This window comes from Caulobacter sp. GW821-FHT11A05 (genome assembly GCF_058809015.1).
In genome coordinates, this window is sequence record NZ_JBXASF010000008.1 from 208,899 (window position 1) to 227,001 (window position 18,103).

Annotated in this window: 15 protein-coding genes; 3 read left to right on the forward strand and 12 right to left on the reverse strand. The window is 68.4% G+C overall.

Features of this window, described 5'->3' with window-relative positions; all coding sequences use genetic code 11:
* Positions 1-10: 10 nt before the first annotated feature.
* From rodA to AC1RSK_RS13690, 11 genes are all read right to left on the reverse strand, one after another.
* The gene (rodA, locus tag AC1RSK_RS13640; RefSeq protein ID WP_492908101.1) at positions 11-1,165 is read right to left on the reverse strand and encodes a rod shape-determining protein RodA; all 1,155 of its coding nucleotides are present in this window, start codon (positions 1,163-1,165) and stop codon (positions 11-13) included.
* On the reverse strand, positions 1,162-3,222 hold the full coding sequence (mrdA, locus tag AC1RSK_RS13645) for a penicillin-binding protein 2 (RefSeq protein WP_492908102.1): 2,061 nt from the start codon (positions 3,220-3,222) through the stop codon (positions 1,162-1,164). Before mrdA ends, rodA begins: the two co-directional genes overlap by 4 nt.
* On the reverse strand, positions 3,219-3,734 hold the full coding sequence (locus AC1RSK_RS13650; protein ID WP_492908103.1) for a hypothetical protein: 516 nt from the start codon (positions 3,732-3,734) through the stop codon (positions 3,219-3,221). Before AC1RSK_RS13650 ends, mrdA begins: the two co-directional genes overlap by 4 nt.
* A complete protein-coding gene (mreC, locus tag AC1RSK_RS13655) occupies positions 3,731-4,864 on the reverse strand; it encodes a rod shape-determining protein MreC (protein WP_492908104.1) in 1,134 nt (377 codons plus the stop codon). Before mreC ends, AC1RSK_RS13650 begins: the two co-directional genes overlap by 4 nt.
* A gap of 42 nt (positions 4,865-4,906) precedes the next feature.
* On the reverse strand, positions 4,907-5,947 hold the full coding sequence (locus AC1RSK_RS13660) for a rod shape-determining protein (protein ID WP_492908105.1): 1,041 nt from the start codon (positions 5,945-5,947) through the stop codon (positions 4,907-4,909).
* Positions 5,948-6,160: 213 nt separating this feature from the next.
* Entirely contained in the window at positions 6,161-7,162 is a 1,002-nt protein-coding gene (locus AC1RSK_RS13665; protein WP_492908106.1) for a hypothetical protein, read from the reverse strand.
* A 78-nt stretch (positions 7,163-7,240) separates the two neighbouring features.
* Positions 7,241-8,119, reverse strand: coding sequence for a DMT family transporter (locus AC1RSK_RS13670; protein WP_492908107.1), 879 nt, complete (start codon positions 8,117-8,119; stop codon positions 7,241-7,243).
* Position 8,120: 1 nt separating this feature from the next.
* Positions 8,121-8,699 (reverse strand): O-methyltransferase, encoded by a 579-nt coding sequence (locus AC1RSK_RS13675; protein ID WP_492908108.1) that lies wholly within the window; start codon positions 8,697-8,699, stop codon positions 8,121-8,123.
* A gap of 196 nt (positions 8,700-8,895) precedes the next feature.
* On the reverse strand, positions 8,896-10,458 hold the full coding sequence (locus AC1RSK_RS13680; RefSeq protein ID WP_492908110.1) for a 2-isopropylmalate synthase: 1,563 nt from the start codon (positions 10,456-10,458) through the stop codon (positions 8,896-8,898).
* A 209-nt stretch (positions 10,459-10,667) separates the two neighbouring features.
* A complete protein-coding gene (locus AC1RSK_RS13685) occupies positions 10,668-11,285 on the reverse strand; it encodes a glutathione S-transferase family protein (protein WP_492908111.1) in 618 nt (205 codons plus the stop codon).
* A 23-nt stretch (positions 11,286-11,308) separates the two neighbouring features.
* A complete protein-coding gene (locus AC1RSK_RS13690; RefSeq protein ID WP_492908112.1) occupies positions 11,309-13,261 on the reverse strand; it encodes an alkyl/aryl-sulfatase in 1,953 nt (650 codons plus the stop codon).
* Positions 13,262-13,499: 238 nt separating this feature from the next.
* Between AC1RSK_RS13690 and AC1RSK_RS13695 the strand changes: the two genes are divergently transcribed.
* The gene (locus AC1RSK_RS13695) at positions 13,500-15,287 is read left to right on the forward strand and encodes a hypothetical protein (RefSeq protein ID WP_492908113.1); all 1,788 of its coding nucleotides are present in this window, start codon (positions 13,500-13,502) and stop codon (positions 15,285-15,287) included.
* Between the two features lie 3 nt (positions 15,288-15,290).
* On the opposite strand, the gene AC1RSK_RS13700 is transcribed toward AC1RSK_RS13695, so the two are convergent.
* On the reverse strand, positions 15,291-16,022 hold the full coding sequence (locus AC1RSK_RS13700; RefSeq protein WP_492908128.1) for a TVP38/TMEM64 family protein: 732 nt from the start codon (positions 16,020-16,022) through the stop codon (positions 15,291-15,293).
* Between the two features lie 196 nt (positions 16,023-16,218).
* Here AC1RSK_RS13700 and AC1RSK_RS13705 point away from each other — a divergent pair, with 196 nt between their 5' ends.
* Both AC1RSK_RS13705 and AC1RSK_RS13710 read left to right on the forward strand, forming a co-directional pair.
* A complete protein-coding gene (locus AC1RSK_RS13705; protein WP_492908114.1) occupies positions 16,219-16,761 on the forward strand; it encodes an NADPH-dependent FMN reductase in 543 nt (180 codons plus the stop codon).
* A gap of 116 nt (positions 16,762-16,877) precedes the next feature.
* Positions 16,878-18,080 carry a pyridoxal phosphate-dependent aminotransferase gene (locus tag AC1RSK_RS13710; protein WP_492908115.1) on the forward strand — a complete coding sequence of 401 codons (1,203 nt, stop codon included), beginning with the start codon at positions 16,878-16,880 and terminating at the stop codon, positions 18,078-18,080.
* Positions 18,081-18,103 lie beyond the last annotated feature (23 nt).

Consider the following 18,103-nt stretch of genomic DNA (forward strand, 5'->3'; position numbering starts at 1 on the left):
CCACCCCCGTTTACAGCAGGCTCCCCCGGCCGCTGGTCACCTCGCTGTAGCGGTGCACGCGGGTCGACAGCACCAGGCCAAAGCCGATCATCACCGTCATCATGACCGTGCCGCCGTAGCTGAGCAGTGGCATCGGCACGCCGACGACCGGGGCCATGCCCATGACCATCGCCCCGTTGATCAGCACATAGAGGGCGAAGGTCGCCGTCACTCCGGCCGAGCCGAGGCGGCCGAAGTGGCTGTGGCTGGTCGAGGCGATGCGCAGGGCCATGAAGATGACGCCCGCATAGAGCAGCAGCACCGCGGCGGCGCCCAGGAAGCCCAGCTGTTCGGACAGGGCGGAGAAGATGAAGTCGGTGTGCTTCTCGGGCAGGTAGTCGAGCTGGCTCTGGCTGCCCAGGCCCAGCCCCTTGCCGAGGAAACCGCCTGAGCCCAGGGCGATCTTCGACTGCAGGATGTGATAGCCGTCGCCCATCTTGTCGGACTCGGGGTCCAGGAACGTCAGGATCCGCTTCCGCTGGTAGTCCTGCAGCACGAAGAAGATGAAGGGCGGCAGGGCGGCCAGGGTCGCGACCACGCCGCCGGCGATCAGCTTCCAGTCCAGCCCCGCCAGCACCATGATGGCCACGCCGGTGGCCCCGATCAGGATGGCGGTGCCGAGGTCGGGCTGGTGGGCGACCAGCAGGGTCGGCAGGGCGATCAGCACCAGCGGGATCAGCAGCCACCAGCTGAACCGGGCGCTCTCGGCCGAGACCCCGTGATAGAAGCGGGCCAGCGCCAGCACGATGCCGATCTTCATGATCTCGGATGGCTGGAAACGCACCGGACCGAGGTCCAGCCACCGCTGGGCCCCCTTGGAAACGTCCCCCACCAGCTCAACGGCGACCAGCAGGCCAAGCCCGACGATATAGACCGGATAGGCGACCTCGAACCACACCCGCAGCGGCAGCATGGCCAGCACGATCATGGCCACGAAGAAGATGCCGTATCGCATCAGGTGCGCCGCCGCCCAGGGCGTCCAGCTCGCCCCGGCGACGTAGTACATGATCAGCGATCCCGCCCCGGCGATCAGGCACAGCAGCAGGCAGAAGACCCAGTCGATCTCCAGGAACTTGATCAGCGGCCGGTCGCGCTCGCCGGGCCGCGAGAGGGCGGAAACACTCATCGGCCCGGTCCTCCGGGCGGCACGGCGGCCGGAGCGGGGGTCGGGGTCGGGGCGCCCTGCGGCGCCGGCGCCAGCGGCGCCAGCCCGTCCGTCGGCAGCGCCGGCTGCGCGCCCTCGACATCAGCGTTGGGATCGAGCTCGGGCAACGGCAACGGCTTTTCGATCCGCGCCCGGATTTCCGGGTCCTTGAGCAGCGCCGTGCGCATGATCTCACGGGCGCGAGGCGCAGCCGCCAGGGAGCCGCTGACGCCACCGTGCTGGACGATGACCGACAGGGCGTAACGCGGATTGTCCACCGGCGCGAAGGCGATGAAGAGGTTGTGGTCCTTCTTCGACCACTCCAGCCCGGCGTTCTTGCGCGACTCCCCGGGCTTGTAGTCCCGTGACTGGGCGGTGCCGGTCTTGCCGGCCATCAGCACGTCGCCGAGGCCCAGCTGGCTCTGCCGATAGGCGCCGCCCGTGGTGTCGTTGGCCACCGCCGCCATCGCGTTGCGGACGATGTCCAGGTGTTCCTTGGGGATCGGCAGGTCGGGCACGGCGGCCCCCGACGGCAAGTCCTTGCCGCCCACCGACTTGATCAGCCGGGGCTCAAGCGCCTTGCGGCTGTTGGCGATGCGGGCCGTGGCGACACAGAGCTGCAGGGCGTTGACGATCACCGCCCCCTGCCCGATCGCCACCGACAGGGTTTCGCCAAGATGCCAGACCCTGGCGTCGGGGTTTTCGGCCTTCCTGAAGGCTTCCTTCTTCCAGGCCTTGTTCGGGATCAGGCCCCGGGACTGCCCCGGGATGCCGATGTCGAAGACCTGCTGGAAGCCCAGCTTCTTGGCGGTCTCGGCGATCAGGTCGATGCCGGCGCGGTTGCACAGATGGTAGAAGTAGACGTCGCAACTGTTCTTGATGGCGTCGTGCATGTCCTGCGCGCCATGGCCGCCGGCTTTCCAGCACCGGAAGGTGCGGTTGCCATAGTGGTAGCCACCCGTACAGACGACCCGCTCCTTGGGGTCGACCCCGGCCGCCAGCAGCGCCAGCGCCGTTGTCGGCTTGAAGGTCGAACCGGCCGGATAGGTCCCAGACAGCGCCTTGTCGAGCAGCGGATTGCGCTCGTATTGGGCCAATGCCCGGTATTCGGGTCCCGACAGTCCGCGCACGAAACCGTTGGCGTCGAAGGCCGGGGCCGACATCATGCAGAGGATATCGCCCGTCCGGCAGTCCATCAGCACCGCCGCGCCGCTCTCCTCGCCGAACACCTCCAGCGCCCGGCGCTGCACGTCGACATCGAGGGTCAGCCTGATCTCTTCGCCGGGGATCGGCGGCAGGTCGCCGCCGGGGTCCTCGGCCACCACCCGGCCCTTGGCGTCGACCTCGACCTTCTTGCCGCCAGCCTTGCCGCGCAGCTCCAGGTCGAAGGCCTTCTCGACCCCTTGGCGGCCGATCCGAAAGCCGGGATTGAACAGCAGCGGATCCGGCGTCTGCCCGGCCGCCCGGACCTTCTTGATGTCCTTGTCGTTGACCTTGGCGACATAGCCGATGACGTGGGCGAAGGCCCCGCCGTAGGGATAGACCCGCACCTCGGCCATGTCGGCCGAGACGCCAGGCAGCTCCGGCGCCCGGACGTTGATGCGGCTGAACTGTTCCCAGGTCAGGTCCTCCATCACCGGCACCGGCGCCTTCTTGGGCGCCCGCTTGATGTCCTTGATCAGCCTGGGAACCTTCGCGGGGTCGATCGGCACCAGCTGGGCCAAGTTATGGACCACCTGTTCGACGTCGGTGTCCTCGTCCCGATAGATGGTCAGCCGGAAGTTGGGGCGGTTGGAGGCCAGCACCACGCCGTTGCGGTCCAGCACCCGGCCGCGCGGCGGCGGCACCATGATGAAGTTGAACTGGTTGGAGCTGGCCAGCATCTGGTAGCGCTGGGCCTCGACCACCTGCAGATAGGCCAGCCGCGTGCCGAGCGCCGTCAGGCCCAGCCCTGTCAGGCCGCCGATCAGGAAGGCGCGCCGGTTGAAGTCGCCCTGGCGGCGATTGACCTCGCTGAAGAAGATGGACGGCTCGCTCACCGGAACCTCACATCCGCGTCGTCGAAGCGGTCGATCAGGCGGTGAGCGAACGGATACAGCAGGCTTGTGGCGAGAAGTTGCCAGACCAGGCCGATCAGGTTCGGCGTCGCGCCCGAATGCAGCATAATGAACAGGAAGCCGGCGATCAGCACCACGGCGCTGACGCCGACAAACCAGGCCCACATCATCATCCGGCTCTGGCCGGTCATCATCGCCCGCATGGCCAGGGTCAGGCCATAGCCGACCAGCATGGACAGGCCCCACAGACCGAACGGCGCGCCCCACAGCAGGTCCAGCACGAGACCCATCAGCAGGATGACCACCGGCGACAGGATCGAGGGCCGGATCACCGCCCAGGAGAAGGCGCAGATCATCGGAAACACCGGCTCGGGCAGCTGCAGCCCGAACAGCCGGAACGGCAGGCCCAGGAGCAGGGTGGCGGCCAGGCAGATCAGCGCCGGCGCGCCCATCCAGCGCCAGGGGTCGAGCGGCCGGGCGGCCTGCAGGCTCACGGCATGCCCCCGGGGGCTGTCGCCGGCTTCTGGGCGGGCGTCTTGGCCGGCGGCGGGGCCGACCTGGGCAGCGTCGACGGCGCCGCGGCCTTCGGCGCCGGTTGCGCCGCCGGCTTGGCGGCGGGCGGGGTCTGGGTTTTCGCAGCCGGCGGGACGGTCGGCGAGCCGGCCGCCGCCGCGGGCTTGGGAACCGTCGGCGCCAGGATGGTCTTGGCCGCCAGGGCCGCCGGGTCCTCGGTCTTGATGCCCGGCATGACGCCGGAGCTCAGCGCCTTGTCGTCGGTCAGTTGTGAGAAGTCCTTGAACTGGATGATCCGCACCCAGTCGAGCGCCGTGGCGTCGCTGTCCAGCGCCACCCGCCACTTGCCGTCCAGACCCTTGACCGCCCGCCCGACCGGCAGGCCGCGCGGAAAGACGCCACCGTCGCCGCTGGTCAGCACCCGGTCGCCCGGCTTGACCGGATCGGGACCGCGCAGGTTGCCGAGCCGCGGGTTGTCGCCGCCGTCTCCGGTCAGGATGGCGCGGGCGTTGCTGCGGGCGATCATCACCGGGGTGCGGGAGGAAACGTCCTTGAGCAGCAGGATGCGGCTGGCGTTGGAGGAGACGCCGATCACCCGGCCGACGACGCCACGCTCGCTGATGACGGGGTAGCCGATGGCGACGCCCTTGTCGGTCCCGGCGTTGGCCAGCTGGGCCCGGCGGAACGGTCCGCGGCCGTCAAACACCACCCGGGCGGTGACCATCGGCATGGCCGGCTCGGTGCGCACGTCCAGCATCGTCCGCAGGCGGGCGTTCTCCAGAGCCAGCGCGGTGGCGCGGTCCTCGATGCGGCGAGCTTCCTGCAGCTGTTTTTTCAGGCGACGGTTCTCGCCGGCGGCGTCGACATAGCTGCCCAGCCAGGCAAAGCCGCCGCTGATCCAGCGGCCAGGCTGGGCGACGACGTCGCCGACCGGGGCCACGACATTGTCGACGGCGCTCTGTGTGGCCTGCTGGGCGGTGTTCTCGACCGTGCCGCGACGGTCCGACAGCATCAGGGCGATGCCGATGACCACGCAGACGACCAGGGCGACCCCGGCCGTCCAGGCAAGGGGCACCTTCAGATCGCCGAACGTGTCCTGGCGAAACGCCACCCGAGTACTCCGATTGGAACCATTGGTCCCGATTCGAGAAGTTTAGACGAGCGTGCTCTCCAGAACGCCCTTCATCCACTTGGGGTGTTCAAGAACCTTGCCACAGCCAAGGGCCACGCAAGACAGCGGATCATCGGCCACCGTGACCGGCAGGCCGGTGTGGTCGCGGATCTCGGCGTCCAGGCCGCGCAGCAGGGCGCCGCCGCCGGTCAGCATGATGCCCTTGTCGGCGATGTCGCTGGCCAGCTCAGGCGGCGTCGCTTCCAGGGCGACCTTTACGGCCTCGACGATCTGGTTGACCGGTTCGGCCAGGGCGTCGGCGGCCTGCTTCTCGCTGATGCGCACTTCGCGCGGCACGCCCTGCATGAGGTCGCGGCCCTTGACGTCGATCGACAGGCCTTCGCCGTCGGCCGGCGAGCGGGCGGTGCCGATTTCCTTCTTGATGCGCTCGGCGGTGGTTTCGCCGATCAGCAGGTTATGGTGGCGGCGCATGTAGCTGATGATGGCTTCGTCCATCTTGTCGCCGCCGACCCGCACGCTGCGCGAATAGACGATGCCCGACAGAGACAGGACGGCCACCTCGGTGGTGCCGCCGCCGATGTCGACGACCATCGAGCCGGTCGGCTCATGGATCGGCAGACCGGCGCCGATTGCGGCGGCCATCGGCTCGTCGATCAGGCCAACGCGGCGGGCGCCGGCGTTCAGGCAGCTGTCATTGATGGCGCGGCGTTCGACGGCGGTGGCGCCGGACGGCACACAGACGATGACTTTGGGGTTCACGAAGCCCTTGCGGTTGTGAACCTTGCGGATGAAGTACTTGATCATCTCCTCGGCGACTTCGAAGTCGGCGATGACCCCGTCGCGCATCGGACGGATGGCCTCCATGTGGCCCGGCGTGCGACCCAGCATCTGCTTGGCCTCGATGCCGACGGCGTGGACGCTCTTGCGGCCGCCGACGTTGCGCAGAGCCACAACCGAGGGCTCGTTCAACACGATGCCCTTGCCCTTCTGATAGATCAGGGTGTTGGCGGTGCCGAGGTCGATGGCGATATCGTTGGATACGCCGAAGAAGGAGCCGAACATTCAGGGCCTTAGTATCAGGAGCAAATCGGGACGGGCGAGGTCTGCCCTGCAAGCCCTGCACCACACGAACCTAGCCCCCGGGGCCCCCAGATTCGCAAATTGGTCCAAAGCGTTGCGGAACGTGACGCGTTTGCCCCGCGAACGTGTTGATTTCAAGGTCTAAACTGAGCGCCGTTTCACCAACTCACGGAACGTTCGTTCGCCGGACCCGGGTTATGGGAACGGCAGTGGTTCGAGGCGTGAGGTTCCCACCGAGTCAAAGGGATTGTCGGGGCCATCGTCGACATAGATTTTCCACTCGGGAAAGGGCTCCAGCCTGAAGGCGATGTCGGGCTTTCCCTGCACGTCGGAGGGCCTGCCGCCCTTGTGGCAGGCGACCTCGACGCTGATCGAAACGGGCTTGCTGACGCACCAGAAGTCCGCCTCCCGGACACCCTTGCGGTTGCGGACCATGCGCCAGGTCAGCACCGACGGGTCCTTCCCGTTCGTCCCCTGGTAGTCGAAGGACCAGGTCGCCGGCACCTGATCGGAGCGGCCGCCGCGATCGGGCCAGACCGTACGCTCGAGCTTGAAGTCGAGCCCCCTCACCTCCCGCAGCCACAGGTCGGAGGCGTACCAGTCACCGCCGCCGCTGGATCCGCCGAACAGATAGCCCTTCTCATGGGCCGCCAACTGCGACAACGCATCACCGAGGTTGGCCGGCACGCCGGCCTCGAGCCAGGCCGCGCCCTTCGGGGCCGGATTGAGCGGCGTCAGCGTCAGGCGCGGCCCAAAGCCATCCTGCACCACGCGCAGGCCGTCGGCGGACAGTCGCAACGTCCAGATCGTATGCGGCGGCCGCAGCGCCCGGCTCCTCAGCGCCGAGCGGCTGAAGCACTGGATCTCGAAGCGGTCGGCCGTGCCGCCTCCGTTGCACAGGGCGTTGAAGTCGAGTTCCGCGTAACCGTCCGTCCACAGATTGCTGTGATCGATGCCCTTGCCGTCATATCGGAAGACCTCGGGCGGCGTGTCCTTGCCGCGCCGGATCTCGATAACCATCACGCCGAGCTCGACGGACACTCTCGCCCGGGCGTCAGGCAGGACCGGGCCGAGACCCTCGGCGACCCGCAGCTCCTGCGGTCCCCGGGCGGCCAACGCCTCGATGAACGTCGGTTCCGCGGCCATGGCGGCCGGGGCCGACAGCATCAGGGCGAGAGCTAGCCAGACGGCGCGCATACACGGTCTCCTTCATGCCCACCATGGGGACATGGGTCCCGCGCCGCATCCCCAGAAACTGGGGGATCAGGCCCCAGATCAGGCAAGCGCCGCCAGCAGCACCCCGACCGCCGTCGCCCCGCCGAACAGCCACTGCCAGCGGCTGATGTGCTCGGCGAACAGCCGCTTGCCGGCCAGGGCGGCGATCGGCATCTCCACCACTCCGACGGCCCGCACCAAGCCCGCCGGCGCCATGGCCAGAGCCACGAACCAGCCGGCCGAGGCCAGGGCCCCGAACAGCCCCGCCCCCAGCGACACCCGCCAGGACCGCAGCACCGACATCAGGCTGTGGCGGGCGAACAGCGCCATCCAGCTGCCCAGGGCCAGCGACTGGATGGCCTGCACCACCGCCACGGTCACCAGGGCGGCGGGGATCGGATGGCTGAGGTCCAGGGCATGGCTGGCCTGGCGAAAGGCGTTGGCGCTGACCGCGAAGCTGGCCCCCGACACGGTGCCCAGGACTGCGGCGCTCCAGTCGCGCGGCCCCTCGATCCTGCGCGGCCAGCTCAGCGCCGTCAGCCCGGCCGTGGCCAGCAGGATGCCGCCCCAGGCCGCCGGGCTCAGGTGGTCGCCGAACGCGAAAAAGCCGATCAGGGCCGCGAACGGCAGGCCGCTCTGCTGGAAGGCGGTGCCCAGCGCGAAGCTGGAGCGATGCATGGCGACCAGCAGCGCCGCGGTCGCCCCGATCTGCGCGAAAGCTCCGAGCGTCGCCCAGCCGAAGAAGGCCGGCGTGAAGCTGAGCGCATGCGACGCGACCGCCAGCGCGACGCTGGCGAAGGCGCAGGCGAAGGGCAGGCCGAACAGGAACCGCACCAGGGTCGCGCCCCACGGCCCGGAGCCGGTCATCAGGCTGCGCTGGGCGGCGTTGCGGGCCACCTGGAAGGCGGCCGCGGCGACGGTGACGGGGATCCACAGCATGTCAGGCGGCGCGGCGCGCGGCGATCACGAACCCCGAACCCCAGCCCAGCGCCTGGACGGCGAGCCGCCCGTCCCCGGCCAGCCGGGTCAGCAGTTCATCGACCCGGGCCTGATGGCCGGGCGGCCAGTTGGGCTGTGGCAGCATGTCGTCTCCGATGTAGAGGCCGCCCGGCGCCAGCAGCGCCAGGGCGTCCTCCAGCCCCTCGTATTTTCCCGGCCAGGCGTCGGCGAAGATCAGGTCGACCGAACCCGGCGGCAGGCCGCGGATATAGGCCAGGCCGTCGCCGGTGACAAAGTCCACGCGGGGGTCATCACCGAGTACGACCCGCGCCTCGCCCTGAACGGCGGCATCGTTGTCGATGCTGACCAGGCGCGCGGCCGCGTCCATGCCGTCGAGCAGCCAGGCTGTCGCCAGGCCCGTGCCGGTGCCCAGCTCCAGCAGGCGCCCACCAGGCTTGCTGCCGGCCAGCATGCGCAGCAAGGCGCCGCCCGCCGGGTCGGAGGGCATGTCGAAGCCGATCTCGGCCGTGCGTTGGACCAGTGTCGACCAGCCGGCGGGCGTCGTGATGTCGATGTGCATCGGATCTCCGATCCTGGCGCCCCGCCCCCGCCCCCACGTCCGTCATCCTCGGGCTTGTCCCGAGGACCCATCGTTGGGCAAGGCGCGAGCGCGGCCGCGCCGACCGCCGACCTATGGGCGGGCGTTCGTGCAAGCGGACGAATGGGTCCTCGGGACAAGCCCGAGGATGACGGTGGTGGATGACGACTGGGTAGCGTCAGAACCCGCTGGCGATGGCCGTTTCCGGCCGGCTCTTTTCCTTGCGGGAGAAGAGGTTGTTGAGGGCGTTGACATAGGCCTTGGCGCTGGCCGTCAGGGTGTCGGTGTCGGCCGCCTGTCCAGTGGCGATACGGCCGTCCTCCTCCAGACGCACCGAGACCTGAGCCTGGGCGTCTGTCCCCTCGGTCACCGCATGCACCTGGAACAGGCGCAGGGCGGCGGCGTGCGGTACGATCATGTGGATGGCGTTGAACACCGCGTCGACCGGCCCGTCGCCGGTGGCTTCCGCCGTCCGCTCGACTCCGTCGACATCCAGGGTCAGTTCGGCCGACTGGCCGTCGGTGCCGGCCACGACCCGCAGGCGGGCCACCCGGATCTTCTCCGAGCCGCGCGCCAGGGCGTCGTCGACCAGGGCGATGATATCGTCGTCGAAGACGTGCTTCTTCTTGTCGGCCAGTTCCTTGAACCGCACGAAGGCTTCGTTCAGGGCGTTCTGGCCCAGCTCGTAGCCCAGGGCCTTGAGCTTCTCGCGGAAGGCGTGGCGGCCCGAATGCTTGCCCATCACCAGGTTGCTGGCGCCCTGGCCGACATCCTCGGGCTTCATGATCTCGTAGGTCTCGGCGTTCTTCAGCATCCCGTCCTGGTGGATGCCGGCCTCGTGGGCGAAGGCGTTCTTGCCGACGATGGCCTTGTTGAACTGCACCGGGAAGCCGGTGATTGCCGAGACGTAGCGGCTGGCCCGGGTGATGTGCTGCGGATCGACGGCGCTGTCGAAGCCCAGGGTCTCGCCCCGTACTCGCATGGCCATGACGATCTCTTCCAGCGCCGCGTTGCCGGCCCGCTCGCCGATGCCGTTGACGGCGCATTCCACCTGGCGCGCCCCGCCCTGCACGGCAGCCAGGCTGTTGGCCACCGCCAGGCCCAGGTCGTTGTGGCAGTGGGCCGAGAAGATGACGTTGTCGGCGCCCGGGACCGTGGCGATCACGTCGCGGAACAGCTGGGCGTATTCCTCGGGATAGGTGTAGCCGACGGTGTCGGGCAGATTGATCGTCGTGGCGCCCGCCTTGATGGCCGCCTCGACGCAGCGGTACAGGAACTCGCGCTCCGTCCGTGTGGCGTCTTCCGCCGACCATTCGACGTCGCCGCACAGGTTGCGGGCGTGGCTGACCGAGGCGCTGACCGCCTCCAGCACCTGCTCGGGCTCCATCTGCAGCTTCCACTTCATGTGGACCGGGCTGGTCGACAGGAAGGTGTGGATGCGGCCGCGCGCCGCCGGCTTGATGGCCTCGGCGCAGCGGTCGATGTCGGCGGCGGCGGCGCGGGCCAGGCCGCAGACCGTGCTTTCGGTGACGATCTTGGCGATGGCCCGGACGGCTTCGAAGTCGCCGTTCGAGGCGATCGGGAAGCCGGCCTCGATGACGTCGACCCCCATCTCCTCGAGGATCTTGGCCAGCTCCAGCTTCTCATCGAAGCTCATCGAGGCGCCGGGCGACTGCTCGCCGTCGCGCATGGTGGTGTCGAAAACGATGACGCGCTGGGCGCCGGATACGATGGTACTCATGGGGTAAAATCTTTCGTCGCGAGTGGCTTGGGCGGGTGGAGCATTTTGCCCCTGGGCGACCCGCCGCGACGTATGCGCAGCTAGACGGTCATCCAGGGGCTGCTAAGCCCGAGGAGCCGAAGAAGACGCAGGGTGTCGCGCTGACGATCCATGCCGTCGATGTACCCAATCGGGGTGAATCGCGCAAGAGTTTTGCGCCTGATGCGCCGTTACGCCGCCTGCTGAGCAAGAACCTTCCGCACCGCCGGCCGCGCCCTCACCCGCTCGCGGTGTTCGTAGACTTTCGGGAACCGCCGGCAGTCCACCCCGTCGCCCTCCAGCCAGTCGGCCATGGCGAACAGGTAGAGGTCGCAGACGCTGAAATCCTCGCCCAGCACCCAGGGTCCGACGAACAGCTCCTCCTCAATGGTTTGGAAGACGCCGGCCATCGTCTCGGGCACTTTCGACCGCAGATGCTCTATGCAGGCCGGATCGTCCGCCCAGCGATAGCCGCGCATCTTGTGGGCATGCGCCACATGCACGGTCGAGGCCATGTAGGCGTTGAACGCCTGGGCCTGGGCGAAACCGAAGGGGTCGCTCGGCGCCAGCCGCGCGGCCGGATAGCTCTGGGCGATCCAGGCCAGGATGGCGACATTCTCAGTGATTACCCCTTCGTCTGTAACCAGCGCCGGCACCCGCCCCTTGGGGTTGATGGCCAGATACTGCGGCTGGCGCTGCTCCTGTTTGGAGAAGTCGACGCGCAGGGCCTGATAGGTCGCGCCCGCCTCTTCCAGGGCGAGGCGGGCGACGTCGGAGGCGGAGCCGGGCACATAGAACAGGGTCAGCATGGGCAAATCCTTTTGCCCCTCCCCTACTCCGGCCGCGTCACGATCGGGAAGTCTCCTTTCGGTGCATCGAACCAGCCGGCCATCTTCTGCAGCACCGAGAGGTCGCCCTCCGCCTTGGCCGCCCCGGAGGCGATGTGCTGGGCCAGCGGCGCGCCGGTGAACAGCGACTGCAGGTACAGGCCCCTCGGCAGCGTCAGGGTCGCGTCGGCCTTGGCGTCGGCGCTGGCCGGCCGGGCGACCAGCACCTGGTTGCGGACAGTGACCAGGAACCGCTCATTGCGCTCGGGGAAGACGAACAGCACAGCGGCGTGGGCCTCACCCACCTTCTCCGGATTCAACCGCACCGCCATCAGGTCGAAGATCATCGCCGTCGGCAGGTTGGCCACCAGGTCGCCGGCGCGGTTGGCCCCGGCGCTGGTCGGCGTCGCCGCCCGCAGCTCGGCCGCGCCAGACAGGTACATGTTGCGGCCGATGGCGCTCTCGGCCTGCCAGCCAAGCTGGTCATAGACCCGGGCCAGCCGCTCGCGGGCGTCCTTGGCGGCCGGGTCGGCCTGCACGACGTTGTTGAGCAGGGTCGCCGCCCAGGGATAGTCGCCCTCGTCATGCGCCGCCTGGGCCAGCGCCTTGACCTTGTCCGCCCCGCCCATGGCCGCGACATAGCGCCGGGCCAGGTCGGCCGGCGGGATGGGGATCAGGTTGACCGGATTGGCGTCGTACCAGCCCATGTAGCGCTGATAGACCGCCCGGCTGTTGAAGCTCATCGTGCCGTAGTAGCCGCGGTTGAACCACTGCTTAGCAAGCACGGGTGGCAGGGCGATGCGGCTGGCGATCTCGTCGCCGACATAGCCCTGGTTCATCAGCCGCACCGACTGGTCGTGCAGGTATTTGTAGGCGTCGCGATGGCTGGCCAGATAGTCGGTCAGCACCGCCCGGCCAAAGCGCGGCCAGCCATGGCTGGTGAACAGGACGTCCGAGCGGCCGGCGTAGCGCTCGATGGACTCGGTCAGGTCGTCGGCCCAGACCTTGGAGTCGCGCACCAGCGCCCCGCGCGGCGTCAGCACATTGTGCATCGTCGGGTTGGCGTTCTCGGCCATGCACAGCACCCGCCAATCGGGGAAGTAGAGGTTCATCTCGGCCGGCGCCTCGGTGCCCGGCGTGTACTGAAACTCGATCCGCACGCCGTCGATGGTCAGCATCTGGCCGGTCTCGGTGATGCTCTCGGTCGGCGGGATCAGGGTCGAGGTCCCCTTCGACACCGCCTGGCCGATGCCCGAGCTGATCTGTCCTTCCGGTCCCGGCGCCAGGCTGAAGCCGAACTGGAAGGTCGCGCGCCGGCTCATCGCCGTGCCGGCGATGACATTCTCCGACACCGCCTCTTCCAGGAAGTTCTTCGGCGCGATCACCCGCAGTTTGCCGCTGGTCAGGTCGGCCGCCTCGACCACCCCGCGGCCGCCGCCGAAGTGGTCGGTGTGGCTGTGGGTGTAGATGATGGCCACCACAGGCCGCTTGCCCAGCCTGTCGTTGGCCAGGTCCAGCGCCGCCTGCGCCACCTCGGTCGAGGTCAGGGGGTCGATGATGATCCAGCCGCTGTCGCCGGCGATAAAGGTGATGTTGGACACATCGAAGCCGCGCACCTGCCAGATGCGGTCCGACACCTTGAACAGCCCGTGGATCGACAGCAGCTGGGCCTGGCGCCACAGGCTGGGGTTCACGCTTCCCGGCGCCTCGCCCTTGATGAAGCCATAGGCCGACAGATCCCAGGCGACGCCGCCGTCAGCGCGCTTGATCAACGGATCGCTGCGCGTGGCGATGAAGCCGCGCCGGGCGAACTCGAAGTCCTGCTGGTCGGCGAACGGCAGCTGCGCCTTCAGTTTCGCCTGCGCCGCCAACGTCGAGGCCGACGGGGCTTCGGCCGCCTGGGCCAGACCGGCCAGCCCCAGGGCGAGCATCATCGCCGTCGCCGCCAATCCACGCATGGACGCCTCCCATTGTTGTTGCGGAGACGATGCCAGACCCGACCGGCGTCAATTGTTATCCGAGTTACTTTTCGCATCGCCGCGGCGGCGATCGGGCCGATCAACGGATCGTAATCGCCGCCCGTCTGGACGCCCAATCTGGGTTATGCAATGCTACCTCTAGTTGCTTTTCCACAACCCCAACCTCTCGGCGTGGCCCTCCCCCCGAAGACCGCGCCGGATCTCCTTGGAGGCGTGTATGGCGGACGTCGATATCCTGGTTGTCACCGATGACGACGGCGGTTTCCTGCAATGGACCAGCGAGGTCCCCGACCGCGCCTTCCACCTGGGCGAGTTCATGCGGGTGCTCAACGAAACTAACTGGCTGGGCTTCGACCTCAAGCCCACCCTGGCGCACCGCGACGCGCCGACTGCCAGCGACACCGCCCAGCAGATCAAGGACAGGACAGGCGCCGACGTCGTCGGCTTCCGCTTCGACGAAAACTTCCAGGTCGGCGGCCAGACCCGCACCATCGCCGACTACGACATCGTCCTGTTCTTCTCGATCGCCACCGGGGACGACGAAGAGGAGGACAAGCTGCAGGCCGAGGCCGAGGCCATCGCCAGGTTCATGGAAGACGGCGGCGGCTTCTTCGCCACCGGTGACCATTCCAGCCTGGGCTTCCCGATCTGCCACAGGATCCCCCGGGTCCGCAGCATGCGCCGCTGGTGGGGCTCGCCCGGCCCGAACGGCGAGCCCGAGGCGCCGTCGCCGGTAGGCCCCAACCGTCTCGACACCACCCGGACCGGACCGGACGGGGTGTACAATTTCGAGGACCAGTCCGACGACGTGCCGCAACCGATCGACCTCGCCTGGTACGGCGCCGGCTTCGGCGTGGTCGGCGGCTATCCGGCCAGCTTCAGCCTGCCCCATCCGGTGATGTGCTCGCCCAACGGGGCGATCAAGGTGCTGCCCGACCACATGCACGAGGGCATGTGCGAAGTACCGGACGACCTCGGCGGCCGCACCTTCATGCTCGAAGGCCAGAGCAAGCGGGAGTATCCCGACTACCAGGGCGCGCCGCTGGCCCCGGAGGTCGTCGCCGAGGGGACCGTCATCCCGGGCCACGACATCCCAGGCCTGATCCAGGAGCATGACTTCGGCGAGATCGGCATCACCGCCGCCGCCCGCTTCGGCGTGGTCGGCGTCTGGGATGGCCATCGGGTGGGCCGCGGCCGGGTGGTGGTCAGTTCCACCTGGCACCACTTCTTCAACATCAACGTCACCGGCGACCTGTTCATGACCGGCGACGTGCCGGCTTCGGACCAGCGGCTGCACGGCTTCTTCACCCTGCAGAACGGCCAGCGGCAGCCCAACGCCGACTACCGGATGATCATGCACTACTTCCGCAACATCATTTACTGGCTGATCCCCGTCACCAAGCTCAAGCCGATCTGGTGGGGCTCGATCGTCGACATCAGCAAGATGCCGCTGCTGAAGGAACAGCTGAAGCCCTGGCTGGGCTCGACCAAGGTCGCCAAGGGCGGCGTCCAGACCAAGAAGTTCAACTTCGGCCTCGGCGAATTCGACCACTGGTACAATTTCGGCTCCCTGGCCGACACCTACTTCACCCAGGTGCGCGGGGCCTGCACCAAGGCCCATGTGCGCGAGTTCCTCTACAAGCCGAAGATCCCCTGGTGGGAATGGATCATGGACTTCGGCGACCCCTGGGACCCGCTGATCAAGACGCGGCCGCCCGAGATCGACCAGTTCCACCGGTTCGGCGCCTACGGCCTGGCGCCGCGGATCGATCCGGTCCTGCGGGCCGGGCTGGGCGTGGCGGTGATGCTCGCCGCCAGGGCCAGCCAGGGTGTGCGGCGCGGGGCCTTGAGCGAGGCCCAGGTGCGTGAACTTGACGAGGCCTGGACGGCGGCGGTTCCGCAGGTCACCGCCGTGGCGCGGGCGCAGCTGGTGGCCGGCGCCAGGCTCGGCCAAGCGTTCGACAAGGCGCTGGGGGCCAGGGTCGCGGCCGGCAAGCGGCCCTGAGGCTCAGGACGGATCGCTGTCCAGCGCCGCCTGCTCGGCCTCATGCTTCTTCAGCCAGCGGCGAGCGTACCAGCCGATGGCGATCCACACCGCCACCACCCCGGCCAGGGTCAGGTAGTGCCAGACGTTGCCCTCGCCCTTGAGGCTCTGGACCAGCGAGTTGCCAGCGAAGGCGGTCAGCACGATCTTGGGAATGATCCCCAGGGCCGTGCCGGCCGCGAAATGGCGCTGGCGCATCGGTGTCACCCCGGCCGCCATGTTGACGACAATGAAGGGCGCTGACGGCACCAGCCGCACGATCAGGCTGGCCAGGAAGCCGTTCTCGCCGATCAGCGTCATGAAGCTGTTGACCCCCTTGCCGCCGAGGTCGCGCAGCAGCTTGCCGCCGAACAGCCGGCCCAACCAGAAGCCCACCTGGGCCGAAACCAGGGTGCCGATCCAGCTGTAGGTCATCCCCAGCCAGGGCCCGAAGGCGACCACGGCCGCCGCGATCAGCACGATCTGCGGCACGCCCAGGAAGGCCAGCACCGCGAAGGCCCCCACCGCCACCGGCAGGCCCCAGATGCCGTGCACCGAGCCCAGCCAGCCCTCGACCGTCGTCTCGCCGTCCAGCCCCATCAGCGGCGCGCCGAATAGGAAGACCAGGCCGACGCCGCCGAACAGCACGAAGCTGACCGCCACCGAGCGCCAGGCGCGGGCGTCCATGTTGAGGACGAAGTTGAGGAAGGCCTTCATACGGGCGAAGGCGTCGCCGATTGCGGCAATGGGGTCAAGGGAAGGTTGTGCGGCGCGGACCGGGCTCTGGTTGGGGGCGGCGTAGCGCATGACGTCTCCTGCGGCCCCGAACCGCATCAACCGGTCCGGCGGCGGAGGGTTCCGCCAGGACCAGCAAGGCTTTGGCGCCCTGTGACTTTGCCGCTACGGTCCCGCCATGAACCTCCTCGGCGTCTCCGGCAGCCTCAGGGCCGCCTCCTTCAACACCACCCTGCTGCATGCGGCCCAGGACCTGCTGCCCGACGGCGTCACCCTGACGCTCCACGGCCTGCACGACCTGCCGCTGTTCAACCAGGACGTCGAGGCGGCCGGCGATCCCCCCGCCGTTACCGCCTGGAAGGAGGCCATTCGCGCCGCCGACGGCATCCTCTTCGCCTGTCCCGAGTACAACGCCGGCATCACCGGCGTGCTCAAGAACGCCATCGACTGGGCCAGCCGCGGCCCGTCCGCCCCGCTGACCGGCCAGATCGCCTGCATCGTCGGCGCCAGCCCCGGCATGACCGGCAGCGCCCGCGCCCAGGACCAGCTGCGCCTCATCCTGCGCCGCACCCTGACCCACGTCGCCCCGCTGGGCGAGGTGCTGGTCTTCCAGGCCCACACCAAGATCACCGATGGCCGGCTGACCGACGAGAAGACCACCGCCTTCCTCGGCGCCCACCTGAACGCCTTCGTCGAGGAGGTCAGGGCCCGGCGCCCATAGCTTTCCGGTCGGACCTTGCAAAGAAAATGCACGGCTTGCCGTGTTGCGATGCAACAACCCCGCGCGTAAGACGGCGCCAATCCTGAAAGCCCGCAATCCCAGAGGAGTCCTAACCGATGTCGCTCGAATCCGCCGCTCTGGCCCGCGTGAAGCCGTCCGCCACCATCGCGGTCACGGCGAAAGCCCGCCTGCTGCAGCGCGAGGGTCGCAACGTCATCGGCCTGGGCGCCGGCGAGCCCGACTTCGACACCCCGGAAAACATCAAGCAGGCGGCCATCGCGGCGATCAACGCCGGCAAGACCAAGTACACCGACGTCGACGGCATCCCGGAGCTGAAGGAAGCCATCTGCGCCAAGTTCGCGCGCGAGAACGGCCTGACCTACAAGCCCAGCCAGATCAACGTCTCGCCGGGCGGCAAGCCGGTCATCTACAACGCCTTCGTCGCCACCCTGAACCCGGGTGACGAGGTGGTCATCCCGACGCCCTACTGGGTCTCCTACCCGGACATGGTCTACCTGGCCGGCGGCGAGCCGCGCTTTGTCCAGACCAGCGCCGCCACCAACTTCAAGGTCCAGCCGGAAGCCCTCGAGGCGGCCATCACCCCGCGCACCCGCTGGGTGCTGCTCAACAGCCCCTCCAACCCCTCGGGCGCCGCCTACACCCGCGCCGAGCTGCGCGCGATCGGCGAGGTGCTGCTGCGCCATCCGCAGGTCTGGATCCTGACCGACGACATGTACGAGCACCTGGTGTTCGACGACTTCGAGTTCACCACCATCGCCCAGGTCGTGCCCGAGCTCTACGACCGCACCCTGACCATGAACGGCGTCTCCAAGGCCTACAGCATGACCGGCTGGCGCATCGGGTACGCCGGCGGCCCCGAGCCGCTGATCAAGCTGATGGGCAAGGTGATGAGCCAGTCGACCTCCAACCCCTCCTCCATCTCGCAATGGGCGGCGGTCGAGGCGTTGAACGGGCCGCAGGACTTCATCAAGCCGAACGCCAAGCTGTTCCAGGAGCGCCGCGACCTCGTCGTCTCGATGCTCAACCAGGCCAGCGGCATGCACTGCCCGACCCCGGAAGGCGCCTTCTACGTCTATCCCTCGGTGGCCGAACTGATCGGCCGGACCGCCCCGACCGGCAAGGTCATCACCGATGACGAGGCCTTCGCCAGCGAGCTGTTGGAGTCCGAAGGGGTGGCGGTGGTGCATGGTGCGGCGTTTGGCCTCTCCCCCCACTTCCGGATCAGCTACGCCACCTCGAACGCCGTGCTGGAAGACGCCTGCGGCCGGATTCAGAGGTTCTGCGGCGCGGTGCGGTAAACGGGCTCCTCGGATCGGGGTTA